Origin of the sequence: Streptomyces sp. NPDC099050 (assembly GCF_044759865.1) — a bacterium.
Classification (GTDB): domain Bacteria; phylum Actinomycetota; class Actinomycetes; order Streptomycetales; family Streptomycetaceae; genus Streptomyces.
Window position 1 is genome coordinate 77,628 of sequence record NZ_JBIWAE010000003.1, and the last position, 15,434, is coordinate 93,061.

Sequence of the window (15,434 nt, forward strand, 5' to 3'; positions counted from 1 at the left end):
TGAAACGGAGTGCGGCGCTCGTTTCCCGTCTGGGACGATTGGCCGCATGACCTCTGAAACGCCTTCCGCCGAGCGCCGCGTATCCGCCCGTATCGGTGCCATCTCCGAATCCGCCACCCTCGCCGTCGACGCCAAGGCCAAGGCCCTCAAGGCCGCCGGTCGTCCGGTGATCGGTTTCGGAGCGGGCGAGCCCGACTTCCCGACCCCGGACTACATCGTCGACGCCGCGGTCGAGGCCTGCCGCAACCCCAAGTACCACCGCTACACGCCGGCCGGCGGTCTGCCCGAGCTGAAGGCCGCCATCGCCGCGAAGACGCTGCGCGACTCCGGCTACGAGGTCGACGCGTCCCAGGTCCTGGTGACCAACGGCGGCAAGCAGGCGATCTACGAGGCGTTCGCGGCCATCCTGGACCCGGGTGACGAGGTCATCGTCCCGGCCCCGTACTGGACCACGTACCCGGAGTCGATCCGTCTCGCCGGCGGTGTCCCGGTCGAGGTCGTCGCCGACGAGACCACCGGTTACCGGGTCTCCGTCGAGCAGCTCGAAGCGGCCCGCACCGAGCGCACGAAGGTCGTCCTCTTCGTCTCCCCGTCGAACCCGACCGGCGCCGTCTACTCCGAGGCCGACGCCGAGGCGATCGGCCGCTGGGCCGTCGAGAAGGGCCTGTGGGTCCTGACCGACGAGATCTACGAGCACCTGGTCTACGGCGACGCGAAGTTCGTCTCCCTCCCGGCGATCGTTCCCGAGCTGGCCGACAAGTGCATCATCGTCAACGGCGTCGCCAAGACGTACGCCATGACGGGCTGGCGCGTGGGCTGGGTCATCGGCCCGAAGGACGTGGTCAAGGCCGCGACCAACCTCCAGTCCCACGCCACCTCCAACGTCTCCAACGTGGCCCAGGTCGCGGCGCTCGCCGCCGTCTCGGGCAACCTGGACGCCGTCCACGAGATGCGCACCGCCTTCGACCGCCGCCGCCAGACGATGGTGCGGATGCTGAACGAGATCGACGGCGTCTTCTGCCCGACCCCCGAGGGTGCCTTCTACGTCTACCCGGCGGTCAAGGACGTCCTCGGCAAGGAGATCCGCGGCAAGCGCCCGCAGACCTCCGTCGAGCTCGCGGCCCTGATCCTGGACGAGGCCGAGGTCGCGGTCGTCCCGGGCGAGGCCTTCGGCACCCCCGGTTACCTCCGCCTCTCCTACGCCCTGGGCGACGAGGACCTGGTCGAGGGCGTCTCCCGCATCCAGAAGCTCCTCGCGGAGGCCAAGGCCTAGACCGGCCCGCAGCCACGCCTGAGCGGCGGCTCCCCCACCGGGGAGCCGCCGCTCAGGCGTTTCCGGCCGGGACTTCGCCCCGCGCAGCGGCTCCCCGCACCCCTGCGACCCCCCGGATTTACGTTCGGGCAAGGACCCGTTCAGGGAATCGGGCTGCCGATCGGGTGACAAGTGCGGCAGGATCAACAAATGGAGCACGTACGCGACCTCACGCTTCTGCCGAAAGCCCACCTCCACCTGCACTTCACCGGCTCGATGCGCCCGTCGACCCTGCTGGAGCTCGCCGACAAGTACGGCGTCCGCCTCCCGGACGCCCTCACCTCCGGCGAGCCACCGAAGCTCCGCGCCACGGACGAACGCGGCTGGTTCCGCTTCCAGCGGCTCTACGACGCCGCCCGCTCCTGCCTCCGCGAGCCCGACGACATTCGCCGCCTGGTCCGCGAGGCAGCGGAGGAGGACGTGCGCGACGGCAGCGGCTGGCTGGAGATCCAGGTGGATCCCACCTCCTACGCCCCCCTCCTCGGCGGGATGATCCCGGCCGTCGAGATCATCCTCGACGCCGTGGACGCCGCCTCCCGCGAGACCGGCCTCGGCATGCGCGTCGTCATCGCCGCCAACCGCATGAAGCACCCCTTGGACGCCCGCACCCTGGCCCGCCTCGCCGTCCGCTACGCCGACCGCGGCATCGTCGGTTTCGGCCTCTCCAACGACGAGCGCCGCGGCATGGCCCGCGACTTCGACCGGGCCTTCGCCATCGCCCGCGAGGGCGGGCTGCTCGCGGCCCCGCACGGCGGCGAGCTCACCGGCCCCTCCTCCGTCCGCGACTGCCTCGACGATCTGCACGCCGCCCGCATCGGGCACGGCGTACGGGCCGCCGAGGATCCCCGCCTGCTCAAACGGCTCGCCGACCGGCAGATCACCTGTGAGGTCTGCCCCGCGTCCAACGTGGCCCTCGGGGTCTACGAGCGCCACGAGGACGTCCCGCTGCGCACTCTCTTCGAGGCCGGGGTCCCGATGGCCCTCGGTGCGGACGACCCGCTGCTCTTCGGGTCCCGGCTCGCGGCCCAGTACGAGATCGCCCGCCGGCATCACGCCTTCACGGACGCGGAGCTCGCCGAGCTGGCCCGCCAGTCGGTGCGCGGCAGCGCGGCGCCCTCGGACGTACAGGACAAGCTGCTGGCCGGGATCGACCACTGGATCGCCTCGTAAGGGGGCGGCGCGCCTCAGCGCGTGAGCCGCAGGTCGCCCTCGTGGCAGTCGGCCCGCACCCGCGCGCCGTCCGGGAAGCCGATCTCGAGGTGGGTGCGGCCCTGCGCGGGCAGCGCGAACTCGGCGACCGATTCCACGGTGTCGCCGAGGTGGCGCAGGAAGGGATGGTCCCCGAGGTCCTCGCCGACCTCGATCCGGCCCCACTCCCCCATGTCGCAGGGCTCGTGCGGCGCCTCGGATTCCACGATGAGGCAGGCGTCGGACCCGGTGGTGATCCGGGTGGACTCCCCGTCGCTGTCGAAGAGCCAGACGTCGAGGGGCGCCTCGGAGCGTTCGCCGTCGCTGATGTGCCAGGACGCGACGACCCTTCGGATCGTGCGTCCCACCAGCCGGGTGGGGTCCGTACCGGCCCCGTGCAGGGGACAGAGCATGGGCGGGCCGGGACTCCTCAGATGCTGACGCCGACCGTCACCGGCTCGTTGACCAGGGTGACGCCGAAGGCCGCGTGGACGCCCGCGACCACCTCGCGGGCCAGGGCCAGGAGGTCTTCGGTGGTGGCCTCGCCCCGGTTGGTGAGGGCGAGGGTGTGCTTGGTGGAGATGCGGGCGGGGCCGTCGCCGTAGCCCTTGGTGAAACCGGCCTTGTCGATCAGCCAGGCCGCGCTGGTCTTCGTACGGCCCTCTCCGGCCGGGTACGCGGGCGGGGCGGCGTCGGGGCCGAGCCGGTCCTGGGCGCGGGCGAGGAAGGCGGAGTACGCCGTGTCGCTCAGGATCGGATTGTGGAAGAAGGAGCCGGCCGACCAGGTGTCGTGGTCGGCGGGGTCGAGGACCATGCCCTTGCCCGCGCGCAGCCGCAGGACGGTCTCCCGTGCCTGCGCCGCCGGCACCCGGTCGCCGGCCTCGACGCCGAGGGCGCGGGCCGTCTCGGGGTACTTGACCGGCGCGGACAGGCCGCCGGCGTCCTCCAGGGCGAACCGGACGCGCAGGACGACGTACCGGTCGGGCCGGTGCTTGAAGAGGCTGTCGCGGTACGAGAACGCGCAGTCGGCGGCCGAGAGCGTGACCGTCTCGCCGAGCGTGCGGTCGTAGGCGACGACCTCGGTGATCGTGTCGCAGACCTCCTGGCCGTACGCCCCGACGTTCTGGATCGGGGTGGCACCGGCCGAGCCGGGGATCCCGGCGAGGCATTCGATGCCCGCGAGCCCGGCGTCGACCACGCGGGCTACGGCCTCGCTCCAGTTCTCGCCGGCGGCGAGCTCCAGCCGGGTCCCGTCGAGCACGAACCCGGTGGTCGCGATCCGCAGGGCGGTACCGTCGAAGCCCTGGTCGCCGATGACCAGGTTGCTGCCGCCTCCGATGACCAGGAGCGGGGTGCCGCTTGCGTCCGCGGCGCGCACGGTGGCGACGACCTCGGCGTCGGTGGTCGCGGTGACCAGCCGGGCGGCGGGGCCGCCGAGCCGGAAGGTGGTCAGCGGGGCGAGGGGGGCGTCGTGGAGTTCCTGCACGTGGACAAGAGTACGGTCCGCGTCCCGCCGAGCAGGCGGGGCCACGGACCGTACGCGCATCGCAGGGCCGTACGGGGCCGGATCGGCCCGTCTCAACCGCGCCCCTCCGTCTCCCCCTACTTCTCCCCTGCCTTCCCCTCTCCCTTCGCCTCTCCCTTCTCCTTCTCCTTCTCCCCCTCCTTCTCCGCCTCGGCGAGGCGGCGCTCCGCCTCGGCCCAGCTGATGGGGAGCTCGCTCGCCGGGACGGTCCAGAAGGCGAACCCGGCCTCCTTCATGTAGGCGGCGGCCGCCCGGGAGCTGGAGCGGTGCGGTTCGCTGCCCGCGAAGCGGTAGAGCGCGCTGCGGTCCTCCCAGGCGGACAGGGTCAGGAAGGTGCGGCGCAGGACCCGGGCCCGCAGGGCGACCCCGTGGGCGCCGGAAGCCTTGCGCGTCTGCAGGACGATGCCGGGCGACTTCAGGAAGAACCGCAGTGCTCCGCTCAGGCTCGCGGTCTCGAAGCGGGAAGCCATGACGTAGACCTCGGCTCCGGGGGCGGGCCGGGTGGGCGTGGACCAGGGAATGTCGGGCATGACGGGCCTCTCCTCGCTCGTGACGTGTCGTACGGAACTTCGTGCCGTGCGGCGGCTGCGGTCCCCCCGCCGGCCGCCGCGCGGGCACCGGCCGGCGAGCGGGACCCGCTCAGACGGCCACCTTCTCGGGGGCGCGCCCGCCGGCCGGGGCCGCACCGAGGCCGTCCGCCGGCCGGTCCGCCGTCGGGCGGTCCTCCATCGGCAGGGATTCCGCGGCCCGGGCCTTCTCCGCGGCCCGGCCGGGGAGCAGCATCGCCAGCACAGCCGCCACGGCGACGGCCGCGGCGCCGATCCACAGGGCGGGGACGGTGCCGTCGGTGAAGGTCTGCCCGGACCCGTAGCCGCCCTGGGCGGAGAAGACGGAGGCGAGGACGGCGACACCGAGGGCTCCGCCGACTTCGCGCAGGGCGCTGTTGGCGCCGGCGGCCTTGCCCTGGTCGGCGGGGGCCACGGTGGACATGAGGGCGTTGGAGGCGGGGGCGAAGAACAGGCCCATCCCGATGCCACTGATGATCAGCGCCGGAAGCTGGGCGGCGTAGGAGACGTCGGTGCTCAGGATCACGGCGAACCAGCCGAGGCCGACGGCCTGGAGCGCCAGCCCGGCGACGACGACGGGTCGGCTGCCGATCCGGTCGGAGAGGATCCCGGAGATCGGCGCGGCGATCATCGGCATGGCGGTCCAGGGGAGCATGCGCAGCCCGGCCTCGGTGGGCGAATAGCCGAGGACGCCCTGGAGGAACTGGCTCAGCAGGAAGATCGAGCCGAACATCCCGACGAACATCAGCAGGCTCGCCATGTTGATGCCGAAGAAGCCCCGGTCGCGGAAGAGCCGCATGGGCAGCACCGGGTTGGCGTTGCGGAAGCCGTGGTGGATGAACCCGCCCACGAGCGCGGCCCCCACCAGCAGGGCGGTGAGCACGGAGGGGCTGGTCCAGCCGTGGGCGTTGGCGTTGACCAGGCCGTAGACGATGCCGAAGAGCCCGCCGCTGATGAGGAGGGTGCCCGGGACGTCGAGCTTCGCCTGCGGGGCGGTGGACTCGCCGAGCCGCATCCGGGAGAGCGGAATGAGCGCCAGTCCGATCGGGACGTTCAGCCAGAAGATCCACTGCCAGGAGATGTGCTCGGTGAGGCTGCCGCCGATGAGCGGCCCGCTCGCCACGGCGAGGCCGGTGAGCGCTCCGTAGATGCCGAGGGCCATTCCGCGCCGGGCTGCGGGGACGGCAACGGTCAGGAGGGTGAGCGCGAGCGGCATCATGATCGCCGCGCCCACGCCCTGGACGGCCCGGGCGGCGATGAGTTCGTTGATGCCGGGCGACAGGGCCGCGGCGGCGGAGGCGACGGTGAAGACGGCCGTACCGGCGATGAAGAGCCGCCGGCGGCCGAACCGGTCACCGAGGGCGGCGCCGAACATGAGGAGGACGGCGAAGGTGAGCGTGTACGCGTTCACCGTCCACTCCAGGTCCTCCAGCTTCCCGCCGAGGTCCTCGCGGATGGAGGGGAGGGCGGTGGTGACGACGAGGTTGTCGAGCGCGGCCATGAAACTGGCGGCTCCGGTGATGACGAGCGCCCAGACGGCGGGCCCACGAAGCTTGGTGTCTTGCACGTTTCCCCCAAAACTAGTTATTGATCACTAACTTCAACGGGCAGACCCGAGCCCGGCGCCGGCCGATTCACGGACGCGTCGGAACGGAGGGGCCGGCCGGACGGGAGGCAGGGCGGGAGGCCGGGAGGACCGGAGGGCGTACTCGCCCCTACTCGGGCCGGACGCCCGGGTAGCAGCCGTCCCAGACCCGGTGCCCCGGCGGGAACCCCATGGCGGACAGGGTGTTGATCAGCATTCCGTACGCGAGGAAGCTGGTCGTCTCGTTCACGTCGGCCCCGAGCGGCACGTGCAGGGTGTCCCACAACTCCATCCAGGCGGCGCGCACCATCTCGCCGAACTCGGGCTCCCCGGCAGCCTCGGCGGCGGCGACGGTCACGTACGTCTGGAGTTGCATCTGCAGCTTCTCGGGCTGCTCGGCGATCAGCTTCATGTACGCCACGCTCATGGCCTCGACCGCGTCCTCACCGTGGAGGCCCTTGGCGGCTTCCTCGAAGACGCGCCGGATGTCCTCCATGCAGCGGGCGGCGGCGGCCAGGAAGATGGCCTGCTTGTTCGGGAAGAGCCGGAAGAGGTACGGCTGGGACACGCCGACGCGCTTGGCGATCGCCTCGGTGGAGGTCCCGTAGTACCCACCCCGCGCGAACTCGCCCATCGCCGCCAGGATGACGCTCTCGCGCCGCTCTTCCGCACTCATCCTTGCCATGCTTCAAAGTTAGTGCTCAATCACTAACCTGGCAAGCTCCATCCCAATCCGCCGACCAAAAAGGTCCTGACCTGCGAGTTTCCTCGCCGGCCAGGACCTTGGTGGATCCGAGGGGACCCGAAGGGATCCGAGGGGACCCAGGTGGATCGGGGGGATCGGGGGGCTCCCTACGCGAGAGCAACCACCGCGCGGGACATCCCCAGCACCTTCTGCCCGGCGCTCATGGCCGTCAGGTCGACCCGCACCCGGTGGTCGTCCAGCTTGGCCGCGACCTTGGCCGTGACCTCGATCAGCGCACCCTGCCCGTCGTTCGGGACGACGACCGGCTTGGTGAACCGCACCCCGTACTCCACGACCGCGCCCGGGTCACCCACCCAGTCGGTCACCACGCGGATCGCCTCGGCCATGGTGAACATGCCGTGGGCGATCACGTCGGGCAGCCCGACCTCGGTGGCGAACTTCTCGTTCCAGTGGATCGGGTTGAAGTCACCCGACGCACCCGCGTACCGCACCAGCGTCGCCCGCGTGACGGGGAAGGACGCCGCCGGCAGCTCGGTGCCGACCTCGACGTCGTCGTACTGGATCTTGGCAGCCATCTCAGGCCTCCTCGGGAGCGGAACCGGCGGCAGCGGCGGGAGCGGGAGCGGCGGCGGGTTCGGGCGCCCGGGAGACGAGCTTCGTCCAGGCGGTCACCACGTGCTCGCCGGACTCGTCGTGGACCTCACCGCGGATGTCGATGACGTCGTTGCCCGCGAGCGACTTGATGGCCTCGATGGTCGAAGTCACCGTCAGCCGGTCACCGGCCCGCACGGGACGGGTGTACGCGAACTTCTGGTCGCCGTGCACGACGCGGCTGTAGTCCAGCCCCAGCTGCGGGTCGTCGACGACCTGGCTGGCCGCCGCGAACGTGATGGCAAACACAAAGGTCGGCGGGGCGATCACGTCCTGGTGACCGAACGCCTTGGCCGCTTCGGGATCCGTGTACACCGGATTGGTGTCACCCACGGCGACCGCGAATTCGCGGATTTTCTCCCGGCCGACCTCGTACGGATCGGTGGGCGGGTAGCTCCGCCCCACGAAGGACTGGTCGAGCGCCATGACTCCCTACCTCCCTGTTGAAACGATCTGTCGAAAACGACACAAGGCCGCCCCCCAATGAAGGGGACGACCTCATGACGGTAAGACTGTGCCTGTTGTACGAGACTTCGCCAGTTGTTAGCGGGTCTCGCGGTGCGCGGTGTGCGAGTTGCAACGCGGGCAGTGCTTCTTCATCTCAAGTCGGTCCGGGTTGTTACGCCGGTTCTTCTTGGTGATGTAGTTCCGCTCCTTGCACTCCACGCAGGCCAGCGTGATCTTCGGGCGGACGTCGGTGGCAGCCACGTGAGTGCTCCTTGACGGACAATTGGACGGATGAACGCATAAAAGAGTAGCCGATCGGGAGACCGACCCCGCAATCGGCTACTGTGTGTAGCGGCGACCGGACTTGAACCGGTGACACAGCGATTATGAGCCGCTTGCTCTACCGACTGAGCTACGCCGCTTTGATGAGATCCGTTCCCCACCCGAGGGTGGGGGACCTCTCTCACCAGAGCCCCAATGCGGAATCGAACCGCAGACCTTCTCCTTACCATGGAGACGCTCTACCGACTGAGCTATTGGGGCGAGCGAGGAAGACATTACACGGTTGCCCGCCGATCGCCCAAATCCTTTGCGGCGCCTGGCCTCGGAGGCCCACCGCCGACTTTCTTGATCCCCGGGAAACGCATCTCGGGCACCTCTCCGGGCGCCTTTCACCCCGAAAAGTGTCAGGCATCACATTCGCGATCACCCGCTCCCCACCCTGAGTCACGGCCCAGCTGCCCCGGAACGGGTACGGACACCCGCGAACGCCCCCGGCCCGCCCCGGGGCGGGCCGACATCAGGCCCACGGGAAGCCACGGCGGCGGGGACGGACCCGGACTCGGCCCCGGCCCGGCGGGGACGGACCCAGGCTCGACTTCGGCCCCGGCACGGGGGCTCCGGCGCGGGGCGCTGGCGGCCGCCACGGCGGCCGGGACGGACCCAGGCTCGGCATCGGCCCCCGCTCAGGGCCCGCCGGACGGCACGGCGGCGGGGCGCGGGGGCGGGGCCCACGAGCGGGGTGGTGCGGGGCGCGTTCGGGGCCGCCCGACCGGGCTGAACAGAGGCGGAGCCAGGGTGCGGCCGCGCAGCGGCATGGCACGGCCCCGGTGCCGTTCGCCCGCGAGCCCGTCGCCCGCCTCGCCGACCGAGACCGGGGTCTGGGCCGGCCCCGGTCGGGGTCTGGGCCGGCCCCCGGTCGGGGTCTGGGTTGGCCCCCGGTCGGGGTCTGGGCTGGCCCCCGGTCGGGATCTGGGTTGGCCCCCGGTCGGGGTCTGGGCCGGGGGCCAACCCATCCCATCCCAGGTCGACCCCCCCCCAGTCAGGATCTGGGTCAGCCCCCGGTCAGAGCCCGGGTCGACCCCCAAGTCCGGGCCCAGGTCGACCCCCGGTCAGGATCTGGGTCAGCCCCCCGGCCAGGGCGCGGGTCGTACCTCGGTCAGGGCGCGTCACACCCCGGCCAGGGGCCCGGACCCGTACCCGGTCGGCACCCAGGCCGACCCCCGTCGTACGGGTCCAGCCAGACGCACCGGTACGACTATTGCCCTCTTCCGCGAAGCGAGCACCCCTGCCCCCTAGGCTCTGAGCACGCTGCGTGATCTTGGGCCGCGGGCCGCGGCCACGGCCCCAGGAACCGCCCGAGCCACCGCAGGAGCGCGATGTCCGACAGCCCGCCGCAGCAGCCGTCCCACTCCCCGCGAAACCGCCCCGGCAGCGGCCAGGGGCAAGGACAGGGGCCCGGTCCCGAGGGCACCCAGGGGAGTCCGGGCCCGACGGCCCCCGAGTCCTCCAGCCTGCTCCTCAGCGGCGCCCGCCTCACCGACGGCCGGACCGTCGACGTCCGCCTCGGCGGCGGCCGGATCCAGGCCGTCGGCACGGCCGGCAGCCTGCCCGCCGCCTCGGGCGCCCGCGTCGACCTCACCGGCTACCTGCTGCTCCCCGCGCCGGCCGAGCCCCACTCCCACGGGGACACCGCCCTGACCGCGGACACCGAGGGGCCCGTCTCCTACTCCCCCGACGAGGTGCAGCGCCGCGCCACCGAGGCGGCCCTGCTCCAGCTCGGGCACGGCGCCACGGCCGTCCGGTCGCACGTGCGGATCGGCGACGTCCACGGCCTCGCCCCGCTGGAGGCCGTGCTCCAGGCCCGCCGCTCCCTGCGCGGGCTCACCGATCTGACCGCCGTCGCCGTTCCGCGCCTGCTGACCGGGGTGGCGGGGGCCGACGGGCTCGCCATGCTGCGGGACGCCGTGAAGATGGGCGCCTCCGTCATCGGTGGCTGCCCCGACCTCGACCCCGACCCCACCGGCTTCCTCGAAGCCGTACTGGAACTCGCCTCCGAGCACGGCTGCCCCGTCGACCTGCACACAGACGGCGACGACCCCGCCCGCCTGTCCCGGCTCGCGGCCATGGCCGGCGGACTGCGGCCCGGGGTCTCCATCGGGCCCTGCGGCGGTCTGTCGCGGCTCCCGCTGGACGTGGCGACCCGGGCCGCCGACCAACTGGCGGCCGCCGGCGTAGGGGTGACCTGCCTCCCCCAGGGCGATTGCGCGGCCCTGGAACGGCGGGGCCTGCGCACCGCCCCGGTACGCCTGCTGCGCGCCGCCGGCGTACGCGTCGCGGCCGGCAGCGGGGCCCTGCGCGACGCGGGCAACCCGGTCGGCCGCGGGGACCCGCTCGAAGCCGCGTACCTCCTGGCCTCTCAGGGCGGGCTCCGCGCCACCGAGGGCTACCACTCGGTCGCCGGCGCGGCCCGCGAGGCGATGGGACTCCCTGAGGTGCGGGTGGAGGCCGGCTTCCCGGCGGAACTGCTCGCCGTGCGCGGCGACCGGATCGCGAGCGTGCTGTCCCTCGCGTACAGCCGGATCGTGATCCACCGCGGGCGGGTGGTAGCCCGGACGAGTGCCGTACGGGAGTACTGCGACTCCGCCGTCGCAGTGGCCCTGGACCTGCCACGGCAGGGCCGTATGGAGCCCGGCCCCTGAGGGTTCACCGCATGTTCCCGGGCGCGGACGCCCGGCTCGTCGTACGGTCGTGGCATGCGCATCGTCATCGCGGGTGGACACGGTCAGATCGCGCTGCGGCTGGAGCGCCTGCTCGCCGCGCGCGGGTACGAGGTCGCGGGCATCATCCGCGATCCGGCTCAGGGCGACGACCTCAGGGAGGCTGGCGCCGAACCGGTGCTGTGCGACCTGGAATCGGCGTCGGTCGAGCACGTCGCGGGCATCCTGCAGGGCGCGGACGCCGCGGTGTTCGCGGCGGGCGCGGGTCCCGGCAGCGGGGCCGGACGCAAGGACACGGTGGACCGGGGCGCGGCGGTGCTGTTCGCGGACGCCGCCGAACGGGCCCGGGTGCGCCGCTTCCTGATGGTCTCCTCGATGGGCGCGGACACCCGCCGCGAGGGCGACGAGGTCTTCGACACCTACCTCCGCGCCAAGGGCGAGGCCGACGAGCACGTCCGCACCCGGCTGGGCCTGGAGTGGACGATCCTGCGCCCGGGCTCGCTGACCGACGACGCGGGTACGGGGCTGGTCCGCCTGGAGGCGCGGACGGACCGCGGGCCGGTCACCCGCGACGACGTGGCGCAGGTCCTCGCCGAGCTGATCGAGACGCCGGCGACCGCGGGCCTCACCCTGGAACTGATCGCGGGCTCGACCCCGGTCCCGGTGGCGGTCAAGGACGTGGCGGGCAACTAGGTCGGCCCTTCCCCGGCCGGAAGCCGGCCGGGGAGCAGGGACCCGGGGAGCAGGGACCCGGGGAACAGGGCTGCGGGGAACAGGGCTCCGGGGAACGGTGGTCCGGGAAACGGTGGCCTGGGAACGGTGGCCTGGCGGGGTACAGCCGGCTGATCAGAAGTCGGCGGTCAGGCGGTCGTCGGACCGGCCGACCGAATCTTGCTGGAACCGCTGCTCGTAGGCCTCCCGGATCCGCTCGATGCGCGCGCCGCGCTCACCGGCCTCCTTCTCCGGGTAGAGCAGCACGACCTCGTACGAGATCTCCCGGATGACCTTCCCGTCCCGCTGCCACTGGCCGCGCCCGTCCTGGAGGGTCAGCCCCTCGGGAAAGGCGGGGGTGATCTCGCGGTCGAGGAACCCCATGAACTCCCGCTCCCCCACCGGTGGACGGCCGTCCGGCCGCTCGGTGCCGAAGTAGAGCCGGGTCTCCTGGTAGGGAAGCCCCACATCGCTGTTCAGCGCCGCTCCGACCAGAGCCGGGATCCCCGCTCCGAGCAGGGCGAGGAGCACCCCGCCGCCGACCTTTCCACGCGTGTCAGAAGTCCATTTCACGCCGGATGAACGACCGGAGCCCCCCATCGGCACGCCCGGTCCGCCTGATGGGCTCACGCCCTCTCCAGCCTGCGCCGCCACCACGGATCCCCCCGCGGGGCGTACGGATCATTGAGCGTCCGGGCGAGGAACCGCGCGTCTAGCGGTGCGAGCACGGCCCGCAGCTCCCGGGCCGCCCGTCGGGTCAGCAGGTGGCAGAAGGCCTCCAGGGCCTCGCGGTGGTTTCCCCAAGCGGGTTCGCAGCAAGGGCAGTCGTCACCCCAGTCCGGGTAGATCACCCAGGGGCCCCGCTGGTGGACCATGGCGCGCCAAGCGGACAGCGCTCCGTGAGCCGCACCTGCCTCGTACCGGTGGTGTTCGATGCGGGCGATCTCGGCGAGGGTTCGGGAGGAGACTCCCTGAACGACTTCCCGGCCGGCCCGGACGCCCCGCACGTGTCGGACATGACGGACGTGTCTGAGGTGTCGGTGGGACGACCGGCGTGACAGGTCCGACCGGACCTGCGAGGGCGCCTTACGCGCCATGGCCCTTTCGGCCGCTGATGCTCATCATGCGAACACCATGCCCTACGCCCCCCGGCGGATCCCACGGGTTTTCCGGTGTACGAGAAAACCCCCGCCCATCGCATTTCTGCAATGAGCGAGGGTCTCACTCGCGTGGCGGCGCCAGGGTTCGAACCTGGGTAGGCTGAGCCGGCAGATTTACAGTCTGCTCCCTTTGGCCACTCGGGCACACCGCCATGATCGCTGCCGTCTTTCCGCCTTGCGGCGGCGCTCCGTGGCAACGACGTAAACGATACCCGATGACCGGGGGTGCTTCGCCACCGGATTGATCAGCACCGCACGCGGGCGCGATGGCTAGGCTTTGCGGAGCGGTCCGGGGATGTCCGGCCGCGCCCTTCGGGGCCGCCACCACCGACTTCAAGGAGCCACAGCACATGGCCGACTCCAGTTTCGACATCGTCTCGAAGGTCGAGCGGCAGGAGGTCGACAACGCCCTCAACCAGTCCGCCAAGGAACTCTCGCAGCGCTACGACTTCAAGGGCACCGGCGCCACGATCGCCTGGTCCGGCGAGAAGATCCTGATGGAGGCGAACTCCGAGGAGCGCGTCAAGGCCGTCCTGGACGTCTTCGAGACCAAGCTGGTCAAGCGCGGGATCTCCCTCAAGGCGCTCGACGCCGGTGAGCCGCAGCTGTCCGGCAAGGAGTACAAGATCTTCGCCACGATCGAGGAAGGCATCTCCCAGGAGAACGCCAAGAAGGTCGCGAAGATCATCCGCGACGAGGGCCCCAAGGGCGTCAAGGCCCAGGTCCAGGGCGAGGAGCTGCGCGTCAGCTCCAAGAGCCGCGACGACCTCCAGGAAGTCCAGGCCCTCCTCAAGGGCAAGGACCTGGACTTCGCGATCCAGTACGTGAACTACCGCTGATCACCGGCTTCGGCCTCGGTTCAGCCCGTACGCCGGCCCGGCGGTCCTTCGAGGACCGCCGGGCCGCGGTCGTCTCGGCGCGGTCGTTGTCGCCGGGCGCCGGGCGCCGGGCGCGGCGCCGTGGGACCGGCGCTCGGTGCGTGTGTGCCGGGCGTGAGCGGCGTACGCGCTCGCGGCGCCCTCCGTGTGCACTGGGGCAGCGGGCAGTGCGCCCACCAGGGTGAGGGGTGTCCGTCACCGCCTCGACAGGGGGTTCCGTATGCCTGGGGCCGGCACGTTACGTGAAGACTTCGGGGCGTCCGTGGTGGTCGCCCTGGTCGCGCTACCGCTCTGCGTCGGGGTGGCCGTCGCCTCCGGGGTGCCGGCCGAACTCGGGATCCTCACCGGGGTGGTGGGCGGGCTGGTCACCGGCTGGTTCCGGGGCAGCTCCCTCCAGGTGAGCGGCCCCGCCGCCGGGCTCACCGTGCTCGTCTACGAGGCCGTGCGGACGTACGGGCTGCCCGCGCTCGGCGTCCTCGTCCTGGCCGCCGGCCTGGTGCAGCTGGGCATGGGCGTGCTGCGGCTCGGACGGTGGTTCCGGGCGATCTCCGTGGCCGTCGTGCACGGGATGCTGGCCGGGATCGGGCTCGTACTGATCGCCGGTCAGCTGTACGCCCTGGCCGATGTCCAGGCTCCGGCGCGGACCCTGGAGAAGCTGGCCGGGGTGCTGGAGCTCGGCGGGCGCGCCGACTGGACCGCTGTGGCGCTCGGGGCCGGGACCGTCGCGGTCCTGGTGGCCTGGCGGCGGATGCCGGACCGGCTGCGGCTCGTTCCGGGGGCGCTCGTCGGGGTCGCGGCCGCGACCGCCGCGGCCGTGTTGCTGCGGCTCCCCGTGGAGCGGGTCCGGGTCACGGGCGTCCTGTCGGCCGTGACTCCGCCCGGCTGGGATGACTTCGGGGTGCTGGCCTCCGTGGGGGCCGTCGGGACCGTGGTGGCGCTCGCGCTGATCGCCTCCGCCGAGACGCTGTTCAGTGCGGCGGCCGTGGACCGCATGCACGACGGGCCCCGGACCGACTACGACCGCGAACTCGTCGCCCAGGGTGTCGGGAACACCCTCTGCGGGCTGCTCGGGGCCCTGCCGATGACCGCCGTCATCGTCCGCAGCGCCGCCAACGTCGAGGCCGGCGCCCGCACTCGGGCCTCCCGGATCCTGCACGGCGGCTGGCTGCTGCTGTTCGCCGTGGCCGTCCCCGGACTGCTGGAGTCCGTCCCGCTCGCCGCGCTGGCCGGGGTGCTGCTGCACGCCGGCTGGAAGCTGCTGCCGGTGCGGGCGGTGGCCGCCCTGTGGCGGTCGCACCGGGGCGAGGCGGTCGTCCTGGTGGCGACGGCGGCGGCGATCGTGGCCACGAACCTCTTCGAGGGGGTGCTCGCCGGGCTGGGGCTCGCCGTCGCCAAGGCGGCCTGGGAGACCTCGCACGTGCACATCGAGCCGGTGTGGGAGGGCGACGACCTGCACGTGCGGATCCTGGGGAACGCCAGCTTCCTGCGGCTGCCCAAACTGCTCGACGAGCTGGAAGCGCTGCCCCGCGGCGGAGCCGTCCACCTTGACCTGAGCGGGCTGCGCCACCTCGACCACGCCTGTCTCACCGCCCTGGAGGGCTGGGAGCGGAGCCGCACGCCGGTCCCCGGCCGGGAAGGCGTCACCTAGCCACCCGGCCGCGGAGCCGCAGAGCCGGGAGCCGGGAGCCGGGAGCCGCAGAGCCGCA

16 protein-coding genes and 3 tRNA genes are annotated in these 15,434 nt (G+C 72.3%); 7 read left to right on the top strand and 12 right to left on the bottom strand.

Annotated features, from left to right (window positions below):
- Positions 1-46: 46 nt before the first annotated feature.
- Together ACIQV3_RS06280 and ACIQV3_RS06285 are read left to right on the top strand one after the other, a co-directional pair.
- Positions 47-1,273: a pyridoxal phosphate-dependent aminotransferase gene (locus tag ACIQV3_RS06280; RefSeq protein ID WP_266955932.1), complete on the top strand. Its 1,227-nt coding sequence runs from the start codon at positions 47-49 to the stop codon at positions 1,271-1,273.
- 189 nt (positions 1,274-1,462) lie between these two features.
- Positions 1,463-2,482: an adenosine deaminase gene (locus tag ACIQV3_RS06285; RefSeq protein ID WP_383948076.1), complete on the top strand. Its 1,020-nt coding sequence runs from the start codon at positions 1,463-1,465 to the stop codon at positions 2,480-2,482.
- A 14-nt stretch (positions 2,483-2,496) separates the two neighbouring features.
- On the opposite strand, the gene ACIQV3_RS06290 is transcribed toward ACIQV3_RS06285, so the two are convergent.
- The 10 genes from ACIQV3_RS06290 to ACIQV3_RS06335 form a co-directional block, all read right to left on the bottom strand.
- Positions 2,497-2,913 (bottom strand): hypothetical protein, encoded by a 417-nt coding sequence (locus ACIQV3_RS06290; RefSeq protein WP_403710278.1) that lies wholly within the window; start codon positions 2,911-2,913, stop codon positions 2,497-2,499.
- A 17-nt stretch (positions 2,914-2,930) separates the two neighbouring features.
- Complete coding sequence (locus ACIQV3_RS06295) at positions 2,931-3,986, bottom strand: UDP-N-acetylmuramate dehydrogenase (RefSeq protein WP_403710280.1); 1,056 nt, start codon at positions 3,984-3,986, stop codon at positions 2,931-2,933.
- 116 nt (positions 3,987-4,102) lie between these two features.
- Positions 4,103-4,555: a DUF3291 domain-containing protein gene (locus ACIQV3_RS06300; RefSeq protein ID WP_403710282.1), complete on the bottom strand. Its 453-nt coding sequence runs from the start codon at positions 4,553-4,555 to the stop codon at positions 4,103-4,105.
- 109 nt (positions 4,556-4,664) lie between these two features.
- On the bottom strand, positions 4,665-6,092 hold the full coding sequence (locus ACIQV3_RS06305) for a DHA2 family efflux MFS transporter permease subunit (protein WP_403710855.1): 1,428 nt from the start codon (positions 6,090-6,092) through the stop codon (positions 4,665-4,667).
- A gap of 214 nt (positions 6,093-6,306) precedes the next feature.
- On the bottom strand, positions 6,307-6,861 hold the full coding sequence (locus tag ACIQV3_RS06310) for a TetR/AcrR family transcriptional regulator (RefSeq protein WP_403710284.1): 555 nt from the start codon (positions 6,859-6,861) through the stop codon (positions 6,307-6,309).
- Between the two features lie 167 nt (positions 6,862-7,028).
- Complete coding sequence (locus ACIQV3_RS06315; protein WP_403710286.1) at positions 7,029-7,457, bottom strand: MaoC family dehydratase; 429 nt, start codon at positions 7,455-7,457, stop codon at positions 7,029-7,031.
- A 1-nt stretch (position 7,458) separates the two neighbouring features.
- On the bottom strand, positions 7,459-7,959 hold the full coding sequence (locus tag ACIQV3_RS06320) for a MaoC family dehydratase N-terminal domain-containing protein (protein ID WP_403710288.1): 501 nt from the start codon (positions 7,957-7,959) through the stop codon (positions 7,459-7,461).
- Between the two features lie 117 nt (positions 7,960-8,076).
- A complete protein-coding gene (gene rpmG, locus ACIQV3_RS06325) occupies positions 8,077-8,241 on the bottom strand; it encodes a 50S ribosomal protein L33 (RefSeq protein ID WP_003956487.1) in 165 nt (54 codons plus the stop codon).
- An 88-nt stretch (positions 8,242-8,329) separates the two neighbouring features.
- A tRNA-Met gene (locus ACIQV3_RS06330) sits at positions 8,330-8,402 on the bottom strand.
- A 48-nt stretch (positions 8,403-8,450) separates the two neighbouring features.
- Positions 8,451-8,523, bottom strand: a tRNA-Thr gene (locus ACIQV3_RS06335).
- Between the two features lie 1,115 nt (positions 8,524-9,638).
- On the opposite strand from ACIQV3_RS06335, the gene ACIQV3_RS06340 reads away from it, so the two are divergent.
- Positions 9,639-10,961, top strand: coding sequence for an amidohydrolase family protein (locus ACIQV3_RS06340; RefSeq protein WP_403710290.1), 1,323 nt, complete (start codon positions 9,639-9,641; stop codon positions 10,959-10,961).
- A gap of 54 nt (positions 10,962-11,015) precedes the next feature.
- The gene (locus ACIQV3_RS06345) at positions 11,016-11,672 is read left to right on the top strand and encodes an SDR family oxidoreductase (protein ID WP_403710292.1); all 657 of its coding nucleotides are present in this window, start codon (positions 11,016-11,018) and stop codon (positions 11,670-11,672) included.
- Between the two features lie 153 nt (positions 11,673-11,825).
- On the opposite strand, the gene ACIQV3_RS06350 is transcribed toward ACIQV3_RS06345, so the two are convergent.
- Complete coding sequence (locus ACIQV3_RS06350) at positions 11,826-12,263, bottom strand: DUF3574 domain-containing protein (RefSeq protein WP_403710294.1); 438 nt, start codon at positions 12,261-12,263, stop codon at positions 11,826-11,828.
- A gap of 326 nt (positions 12,264-12,589) precedes the next feature.
- Here ACIQV3_RS06350 and ACIQV3_RS06355 point away from each other — a divergent pair, with 326 nt between their 5' ends.
- Entirely contained in the window at positions 12,590-12,748 is a 159-nt protein-coding gene (locus ACIQV3_RS06355; protein WP_403710296.1) for a hypothetical protein, read from the top strand.
- Positions 12,749-12,920: 172 nt separating this feature from the next.
- Here ACIQV3_RS06355 and ACIQV3_RS06360 read toward each other — a convergent pair.
- Positions 12,921-13,002: transfer RNA gene (locus ACIQV3_RS06360), tRNA-Tyr, on the bottom strand.
- A gap of 198 nt (positions 13,003-13,200) precedes the next feature.
- On the opposite strand from ACIQV3_RS06360, the gene ACIQV3_RS06365 reads away from it, so the two are divergent.
- Together ACIQV3_RS06365 and ACIQV3_RS06370 are read left to right on the top strand one after the other, a co-directional pair.
- Complete coding sequence (locus ACIQV3_RS06365) at positions 13,201-13,689, top strand: YajQ family cyclic di-GMP-binding protein (protein WP_266905515.1); 489 nt, start codon at positions 13,201-13,203, stop codon at positions 13,687-13,689.
- A 259-nt stretch (positions 13,690-13,948) separates the two neighbouring features.
- A complete protein-coding gene (locus ACIQV3_RS06370; protein ID WP_403710298.1) occupies positions 13,949-15,376 on the top strand; it encodes a SulP family inorganic anion transporter in 1,428 nt (475 codons plus the stop codon).
- Positions 15,377-15,434: the final 58 nt, after the last annotated feature.

What these genes read in the sequence shown, in the direction of transcription:
- ACIQV3_RS06280 (WP_266955932.1), top strand. Translation starts at nt 47, where the DNA reads ATGACCTCTGAAACGCCTTCCGCCGAGCGCCGCGTATCCGCCCGTATC.
- ACIQV3_RS06285 (WP_383948076.1), top strand. Translation starts at nt 1,463, where the DNA reads ATGGAGCACGTACGCGACCTCACGCTTCTGCCGAAAGCCCACCTCCAC.
- ACIQV3_RS06290 (WP_403710278.1), bottom strand. Translation starts at nt 2,913, where the DNA reads ATGCTCTGTCCCCTGCACGGGGCCGGTACGGACCCCACCCGGCTGGTG.
- ACIQV3_RS06300 (WP_403710282.1), bottom strand. Translation starts at nt 4,555, where the DNA reads ATGCCCGACATTCCCTGGTCCACGCCCACCCGGCCCGCCCCCGGAGCC.
- ACIQV3_RS06305 (WP_403710855.1), bottom strand. Translation starts at nt 6,092, where the DNA reads ATGGCCGCGCTCGACAACCTCGTCGTCACCACCGCCCTCCCCTCCATC.
- ACIQV3_RS06310 (WP_403710284.1), bottom strand. Translation starts at nt 6,861, where the DNA reads ATGGCAAGGATGAGTGCGGAAGAGCGGCGCGAGAGCGTCATCCTGGCG.
- ACIQV3_RS06315 (WP_403710286.1), bottom strand. Translation starts at nt 7,457, where the DNA reads ATGGCTGCCAAGATCCAGTACGACGACGTCGAGGTCGGCACCGAGCTG.
- ACIQV3_RS06320 (WP_403710288.1), bottom strand. Translation starts at nt 7,959, where the DNA reads ATGGCGCTCGACCAGTCCTTCGTGGGGCGGAGCTACCCGCCCACCGAT.
- ACIQV3_RS06340 (WP_403710290.1), top strand. Translation starts at nt 9,639, where the DNA reads ATGTCCGACAGCCCGCCGCAGCAGCCGTCCCACTCCCCGCGAAACCGC.
- ACIQV3_RS06345 (WP_403710292.1), top strand. Translation starts at nt 11,016, where the DNA reads ATGCGCATCGTCATCGCGGGTGGACACGGTCAGATCGCGCTGCGGCTG.
- ACIQV3_RS06365 (WP_266905515.1), top strand. Translation starts at nt 13,201, where the DNA reads ATGGCCGACTCCAGTTTCGACATCGTCTCGAAGGTCGAGCGGCAGGAG.
- ACIQV3_RS06370 (WP_403710298.1), top strand. Translation starts at nt 13,949, where the DNA reads ATGCCTGGGGCCGGCACGTTACGTGAAGACTTCGGGGCGTCCGTGGTG.